The sequence below is a fragment of the Phycisphaerae bacterium genome (assembly GCA_012729815.1).
GTDB lineage: Bacteria > Planctomycetota > Phycisphaerae > JAAYCJ01 > JAAYCJ01 > JAAYCJ01.
In genome coordinates this window covers 1-8,045 of the sequence record JAAYCJ010000114.1, presented here as the reverse complement: position 1 = coordinate 8,045, position 8,045 = coordinate 1, and the positions used below count along the sequence as shown (strand labels likewise).

The window sequence follows — 8,045 nt, the reverse complement described above, 5'->3', positions numbered from 1 at the left end:
AGCAGGCGCAGACCACCATCTGCGGGAGCAGACTGAAGCAGTTGGGTATGAGTGTCCAGCTTTACACACACGAGAACAATGAGATATACCCGCCTTTCTTTATGACTTCGAGCTCTCTGCCATCCTGGCAGAGCTGCGTGGCCAGGATGGTTGGGATGGTCAATGAGGCGCAGATTCGCGAGATGTTTCATTGCCCCAAGCACATGGTGGACCCTTCACACTGGGTGTACTGGTGCAGCTACGGAGGCAATTGCCATCTTGGCGTCAGTGGTCCCTACGGACGACGTAATGCTGATGACATTCTGGAGCCCTCCCGCATCATGCTGTTGGTCGATACAACCATCGAGAACGGGTGGAACTGCATCAACGTGTGGGCTGAGCCCATGAATCCTGGATCGCTCTACGAGTGGCTCGCCTGGCGCCATCCCACCGGTCAGGGCTTCAACGTCCTTTTCTGCGATCAGCACGTTGAGAACATGCAGCCGGATGACTACCGGGATTTCCAGGGATATCTTGTTCCCTGACGTTGTGAGTGGATGTGTTCTCGCGGTTCGTTTCAAGTAAGCTTGCCGGGCGCCGGCCAGGACAACATCCAGTCTTGACCTTCAGCGGTAGAGAAGGAGCAGCAGACGCATGAATTACTACCATAACGCTCTCACTGTTTTGTGGATGCTGGTCTTTGCCTCGTCTGCCCACGCGGAGCAGAGGTACGCCTTCGATGTGGCGGAACGCTACCAGCAGGAGGCCGTCGAAATCGTTGACGTTCCTGGCGTGCCGGATGTCAAGGGCGTGGCGCTAAAACCGAGCGTGCCGAAGTTCGGATGGGGTGTGGTGGAGATTGGAAAGACGCTGCCGAGCGGGCAGTACCAGATCGAGTACACGATCAGCGCGACCGGCGCGAACGCGGGGGCGATCGCGTTGTACGTGGAAGGGGCGTCCGGTCAGGCTGGGCATCAGCAGATCACACGGGTGCGGCAGTGCGGCGCGGGTCAGGCGCTGACGGTGCGGGAGTTCTTCTATGCGCCGGAGGCGTTCGACAAGCTGGCGATCAAGCGGATGGATGACGGGACGACGCCGTCGGTTGCTATCTCGGCGGTGACGTTGATCGATCTGGGGCAGCCCGGCGATCCGCGGGCCGAGGCGTATCGGCTGCTGATGCGGTATCCGGCGCCGTGGGGTCTGCGGAGCGAGAAGATCGCGGCGTTGGCGGGAGCGGGCACGGACCCTGGAGCGGTCGAGGCGTGGTTGGATGCCCGAGGTCACGCAGCGGAGCTGTGCTGCCGGGCCGGTTACCTGGAGTTGGCCGGGCGGATGATGAAGGCGGCTGAGGGCGAGAGGATGGCGGTCCACGGGCCGATGCAGAGGGTCAGAGAGGCGGTCGCTGAGGGCGCGGCGGTGGATTTCGATGAGGTCGAGGCGAAGATCGATGTGCTGCAGGCGGCACTGGACAGGGAACTGGGTGGCGTGGTCGCCCCGGAGTTGGGTACGGACATCTTCACGTGGCTCAAGGCATGGAAGCTGCAGTACGGTCTGGTCGGGCCGGAGCACGCCGAGCCGACGCCGTACCGGGCGGTGTACGGGCCGGCGACGGTGCGGCTGGTCGATCCGGGTTCGAGGCTCGATCTTGTGAGCACATGGACGGCCAGCGCCTACCGCAGCGAGAGGATGAAGATCTACTATTCGATCCTGACGCCGATGGTCACGGTGGACCTATCGGATGGTCCGTTCGAGATGACGTTTCTGGAGTCGTCGCTGGATCAGGTGCTGACGCCCGGTGCGGCGGCCCAGCCGCTGGAGAAGGGCGCCTTGGCGAATGCGGACAAGGGGTGGCTGGCGCTGTGGTCGGATAAGGGTGGCATGCTGCTGGTGATGAACCGCCGGCCGACACGGGCGGCGTGGGCCGGTAGCGTGCTGACGCTGGCGTTCGAGAAATCAGCGGCGGTTGGGTACGTGATCTTGCCGGCGGCGATGAAGGACCGGCTGGCGGACATCGCGGAGTTCTACCAGGGCCTGCTTCGGCATCAGCCGGCCCAGTGCGTGCAGATTCAGCGGGGCGATCGGGTCGAGCAGCGGTTCACGTACATCAGACGGCAGAGCGATTTCGACGTCAGGCCGATCAAGCTAACCCCTGTTCCGCCGTTGCTGACGCTGTCCCTCAAGCCGACCAGTGCGCTTCGCGCGCAGATCAAGGGTGAGGTGTCGTGGTCGCCGGACGGCTGGGCGTATCGGGATGGGCAGAGCCCTCTGGAGTACGTGCTGCCGTCGCGGCCGATGGTGAGGACGTTCGGGGCGAACGTGTCGGTGGAGAATTCGACGGCGGAGTTGTATCGCGAGCTGGCTGAGCAGGGCTGCCGGACGATCCGAATGCCCTGTGGCGGGTTCAGCGAGTGGGACTGGTCGAAGGTCGCGGAGATGCGGGACCTGGTCCGGCGCAACCTGGAGTGGGCCCGGCAGGCGGGCGGCCTGACGGTGGGCGTCGACAATCACAATTGGGCGCCGGTGTCGGATTTCTCGAGCGACCAGGCGTTTGACGAGTTCGTCAAGCGATGGACGGAGATCATGTCGTGGTGCCAGGACTACCAGGACGTGGTCGGCTGGTATGACCTGATGAACGAGCCGGGGATTTTTCACGAGCATCAGCCGGTGGCGCCTTACGCGGTGTTCATGCGGAAGGCGGTACAGCGGCTGCGGCCGGCGGCGGGCGACAAGCCGATCCTGGTCGAGGCGGTGAACATGGCCAACCCGGTGGGCCTGGAGTTCTGGGAGGATCTGGGCGACGAAAACATCATCGTCGGGTTCCACGACTACTGGCCGCACCAGTTTACGCACCAGTGGGTGGTGGAAGGCGGCAGTCCGTTCATGCCGCGGGTGTTCTATCCGAGCTTCATGCCGATGATCGAGTGGACCAGTCCGAGCTGGCGGAACGACAGCGAGAGCATCCACTACTGGGACCGCTACAAGTGCGATTCGATCAGCCTGCCGGTCTATCGGCTGATGATCGAAAAGGGCCCACGGATGGACTGCGGCGAGTACGGCGTGGTCGGCTATGCGGGCCAGGCGTCGGCGCGTTCGGGGGTCATCTGGTTGCGCCACGCCCTGGAGCGTTTCGATCGGATGAGGATCAACCACAACGTCTGGTCGCCGTCGGATGCGACGGGGTACACGTGGTTGGTGCCGGAGTTTCGCGAAGAGGTGCTGCGGTTCTGGCGCGAACATTCGCGGAAGACGCCTACCGCGGCAACCCAGCCAGCGGAATGACGGATCGCGGGCGTTATTCCTGCTTTCCGCGTGTTCCGTGCCCTCGTCCGGGAAGTCGAAGGATGTGGAAATCCCTGGACAATGGGGGGTGTTTGGGGTATGGATTATGGGGCCTGTGGGGGCATTTTTGTTTGCTTCCAGTGAAGAAGGGGGACGATTATGGCCAGTTGTCACGAGATGAAGCGCAACGAGGTCTACGCCTGCGAGCAGTGCGGAATGGAACTGCAGGTGCTCAAGGAGTGCGTGGACGTGGGCAAGCCGGCAGAGGAATGCACCTGCCACGCCGAGACGCAGGAGAAGTGCGAGATCACCTGCTGCGGTCAAGGCCTGGTCAGGAGGCGATGAGGCGGTTCTTGCTGTGAGATGGTCCGGTAATCAAGACCAATGCCGCTCATACGCTTCGGGTGCGCGCGTTTGGGTGGAATGTCGGCTGTTAAGGGTCACTCGACAGCGAAGGCTGAAACGATGTGGTCCTTGTTAACAATGGCGACGTCCTGACGGCAGGTCTCGCCGCTGTTGAGGAAGGTGATGTTGGCGTTACCGACTATCACAAATCTTTTCTGAGGCATGTTGAGCTCGTGGAGAGGCGGATCTGGGGGCCAACGAACATTTTGCCTTCGATGCGAAGGTTGTTGGCGGTGATGATGATCACGCTGGTCGTCTTTTTCTGAAGGACATCCGCTTCCATGGATCGCCTTTCTCCGCGTCCCAGTCGCATTGGGCGGACGGTACGGGACGGCACGCGGTCAGCTTCGCCCCGACGTTCCTCGTCGGCGGTCAGTCTCTCCTGCTCTTCCATCGGCCGAAGCAGGGTCGGGGTTGAGTTGGAGGACTCCGGTTTGGGCTTGGTCCGCCGGCCGGCGCGTATGGTATAGTTCTGTTAACCGGACGGGTCAAACGCCCGATGAGACGTCAATCGGGCGCAGGCGAGCGCCGCTGTGCGACACAGACGTCCAGTAGCTTCCTCAGGAGGTTCCCGTTTTGAGTTTTACATCGGTTCTGGAAGGAACTTCGGTACTCCCAGACGACCTGGTTGGTGCTTTGGAGCAGTGCGACAGTCTTCCTTCGCTGCCGGCGGTGGCGTTGAAGGTGCTGAACCTGTGCAAGGACGACCGGGCGGACATGCGCACCCTGGCGCGGACGATCGAGCAGGATCCCGCCCTGGTGGCGCGGATTCTGAAGGTGGTCAACTCAGCCCTGTTCGGGATTCCCCGCAAGATCGGGTCGATTTCGCAGGGCGTTAATCTGCTGGGCATTCGCAAGACGAAGATCGTGGTGCTGGGGTTTTCGGTGCTCCGGACGCGAGGGCTCGCGGATTCGCAGTTCGACATTCAGCGGTATTGGGCACGAGGCGTTTCGTCGGCGATATCCGCGAAGCTGCTGGCCGGTCGGACCAGAAGTTTCAGCCCGGAGGAAGCGTTTGTGGCGGGCCTGCTGCAGGACATCGGCGTGCTGGCGCTGTGGAAGGCTTTGCCCGGCAAGTACGGTCCGATATTGCATGAGTATTATCACCAGCAGGGACCGGCGCTGTGCGAACTGGAGTGTCAGACGTTGGGGGCCGACCATGCGGCGGTCAGCGCGTGGCTGCTGGACCGCTGGAAACTGCCGGAGACCCTGATCGAGGCGGTGCGCCATCACCATGCCGGTCAGCAGGCCGTTCTGGACGGCGAGGCGGCGGCGCTGCGATCGGTCCTGGAGCTTTCGGATGCGATCTCGTCGCTGATCTGGCGGAACGAAGCGGGTCGGCGCGGGGCTTGGCCCAACGGGCGCAGCCTGGGCCTCTCGCCGGAGGAGCAGGAAGGTCTGATCGTGGAGGTGCTCAAGCAGTACCGCGAGGTGGGCGACGCGTTCTCGCTTCGGGCGAGTCCGGAGTTCAGCGAGGAAGAGCTTCAGGAAGCGGCGCGGGCGGAACTGGCGATCCTGGCTCTGGATGCCGAGGTGAGCGGTGGGAATTCGCCGGCCGCTGCGGCGCGAGGGCAGGAGCCGTCGAACGAGTTGGCCCGGGCGTTTCGCCACTGGGAGCGGGCGGCCAGGATGGACGCGTTGACTGGGCTGGCCAACCGGGCGGTGCTCGATGAGTACCTCGAGACGACGCTGGTCGACGGGTCGATCTGCCGCGAGCCGGTGGGGCTGTTGATGATCGACGTTGACGGTTTCAAGCAGGTCAATGACTCCTACGGCCATGAGGCGGGCGACAAGACGTTGCGTGCGGCGGCCGGCGCGATTCGCGGGCACGTGGGCCAGCGGGACCTGGCTGCCCGGTACGGCGGCGGGCAGTTCATCGTGCTGCTGATCGGCTCGAATATGAAGGCGGCGGCTGAAACGGCTGAGCGGATCCGCCGGGAGATCGAGGCGATGCGCATCAGCGACGGCAAGTCCAGATTCGCCGTCACCGTCAGCGTCGGCGTGTCCGCCACCGACCGGTTCGGCGGGACGTTCAAGTACGACGCGCTGCTCGACGCAGCCGACCGGGCGCTGGTGGAGGCCAAACGCCAGGGCGGCAACCGCGTGGGCGGGTGAGATCAGAGCGTCAGGAAGCAGACTGCAGCGAGCGGCGGCGATCAGGGCGGAGTGGCGGTCGGTTGTGAGTCGGTGAGGCTGAGCGGTCTGCGGATGATGATCTTGGGCCTGATCAGCAGGTAGAGGCGGCGCTGGGGCTCTGAGCCGCATTCGACCGGCTCGAAGACGGGTTCGAACGTGACGCCGTCGCTTGGGTTCTTGACTGCCTTGGCCGCGACCGGGCGGACGGTCTGGAAGGGGACGCTGATCAGGAGGGTTTGTCCGTCGGGGACATCCTGAGTCACGGCCGCCGCAGCCAACTGCGGAAGGTCATCGGGTTCCGCTGGATTGAATTGTTCAAGCCCGATGATGTGCTCGGCGACGGCGGTGAGGGTGACGCTGTGACGGTCAGGCGAGGCGTCGGCTTGGCCGGTCAGCATGGCACAGGCGATCGGGACGGCGACGCGCGTAGTGGGGTCGTCGATCAGCGGAAGTTCGAGCGGGTCGGATGATGGCACCGTGATCTCCAGTGGCATGCCGTGCGGTGCAAGGATGCGAGGGGCCTGGCAGACGGACGACGAGCGGATGGACTGAAGCCTCCCCATCAGAGCTTCGGCTTCGTCGGGCGTGAGTATCCGTGTGGCGGCGCCGTCGTCGGATTGGTGCATCTTGTCCTCAGCCGTCCACTGGCGCAGTTTGTCGCGGTCATTGAGATCGACGGTGACGAATTTGGCTTCGACGGCGACGCTGGCGCGGTATGGCTCTCTGCTTTGGTTGAGGTAATCATCGATCCGCTGGTGGTTCCTGGCGGAGGTGTGGATGATCGCCCACCGATCTCGCCATACGTCGATCGTGTGCCGGCCGCTTTCCCACTCTTCCCTGCCGCCGGTGACGTTGTGGATTCCCTCGACGATTTGGGCGACGCTCTGCTGCCCGGCGTAGGATGGGTTCGACGGGTCAAAGGCTTCCAGCAGATCGCTGATGAGGTAGACGTGGGTGCGGAGAACGTTCGCCTCCAGGAACGCCATGCCGCGGCGGATGCTGCCGAACACGTCGCCTCGCCAGCCGTGGCCGCCGTCGTAGGTGGCCAGTTCGACCGCGGCGCCGTGATCCGCCAGCAGGTCGCGGGCCTCCTCGGCCATGCGGAGGGGGATGAAGTCCTGCGGCGAATGGAGAATGAAGTACGTGTGCGTCCTGGCCCGCTCCAGCGGCGGAAGCTGGTCGGGCTTGAACACCGACATGGCGACGAATGTGCCGCGGACGGGTACTGAGGGCGTCAGCGATGCCGCGTAGCAGGCCGGTCCGCTCGACGACCAGCCGAGGGTGAAGGTGCGGGAGAACCGGTGCTCGCGGTGAACATCGTTGACCACCGCAGCCATGAACTGCTCGGTGCTGAATTCCATATTCGGCCGCGGGTTGGTCTCGGTGGGCCAGACGAGCTTCTGGGCCTGCTCATCCGACCAGCGCGGCGCGACAAGCTGGGCGACCAGGTAATCATCGGAGAGGGCGTGGCGGTAGATGCGTTTGACGAAGGGCAGGAAATCGGGCCCGCCGTCGCCGCCGGGCAGGACGAGCAGGAGTTTGGCTTCCGGGCCGATCGGGCTGATGGTTTCCTCCTCAGCGGCCCGAGCCTCAGCCTCCGCCGCTCCGATCAGGAAGTAACGCATGTTGGCGTTCCCGCCGGCGGTCCGCTCTTGGACGGACACTCCGTCCGAGTTGTCGGCGGGTTGCGTGACCGGCGGATCGGTATGGGAGGGATCAGCGGCTGGTGTCCCGGCCGTATCGGCGTCCGTGGGGATTGGCGCCTCCATTGGCTGGAGGACGATGTCGATTCCGGTGATTGTGTTGCCGGTGGCGGCGGGGAGGGTCCATCCCTCCTTTTCCGCGAGTTGGATATTGCCGAGTCGCTGTTGCGCCTGGTTGAGGATGGCCAGCCATCGTCGGCCCAGACAAACGGCGTCTTCGGGAAGAAGCGGGACCTCCGGCGCGTCTTCCTTCCGCTGTACGAAGCCGCGGGCTTCAACGCGGATATCGACGTTGTCGCGAGCCCTTCCGTTGACCAGAGCGGCAGCTACGTGGTGCCAATGCATGGGGTCCATTCCGTGCAGTTCGTACCGGCCGTCCGCGTCTGTATGGGCGGTCCACGTCGGTGCTTCGTTGGCCTCCAGAAACTGCTCATAGGCAGTGTCGTGGACATCCAGGACGCCGGTCACCTTTGCGCTCGGAATGGGCCGGCCGTCTGGGCTGATGATGCGGCCTTTGATCGTGACGCGAAGCGTGGAGAGCTT

5 protein-coding genes are annotated in these 8,045 nt (G+C 63.9%); 4 read left to right on the top strand and 1 reads right to left on the bottom strand.

Going from position 1 to position 8,045, the window contains the following annotated elements:
* Positions 1-155 precede the first annotated feature (155 nt).
* From GXY33_08185 to GXY33_08170, 4 genes are all read left to right on the top strand, one after another.
* The gene (locus GXY33_08185; GenBank protein NLX05107.1) at positions 156-524 is read left to right on the top strand and encodes a hypothetical protein; all 369 of its coding nucleotides are present in this window, start codon (positions 156-158) and stop codon (positions 522-524) included.
* A gap of 109 nt (positions 525-633) precedes the next feature.
* Entirely contained in the window at positions 634-3,258 is a 2,625-nt protein-coding gene (locus tag GXY33_08180) for a glycoside hydrolase family 5 protein (protein ID NLX05106.1), read from the top strand.
* 159 nt (positions 3,259-3,417) lie between these two features.
* Positions 3,418-3,603 (top strand): hypothetical protein, encoded by a 186-nt coding sequence (locus tag GXY33_08175; GenBank protein NLX05105.1) that lies wholly within the window; start codon positions 3,418-3,420, stop codon positions 3,601-3,603.
* 636 nt (positions 3,604-4,239) lie between these two features.
* Positions 4,240-5,778 (top strand): GGDEF domain-containing protein, encoded by a 1,539-nt coding sequence (locus GXY33_08170; GenBank protein ID NLX05104.1) that lies wholly within the window; start codon positions 4,240-4,242, stop codon positions 5,776-5,778.
* A 41-nt stretch (positions 5,779-5,819) separates the two neighbouring features.
* On the opposite strand, the gene GXY33_08165 is transcribed toward GXY33_08170, so the two are convergent.
* A partial coding sequence (locus GXY33_08165; protein NLX05103.1) for a hypothetical protein occupies positions 5,820-8,045 on the bottom strand: 2,226 nt, incomplete at its 5' end.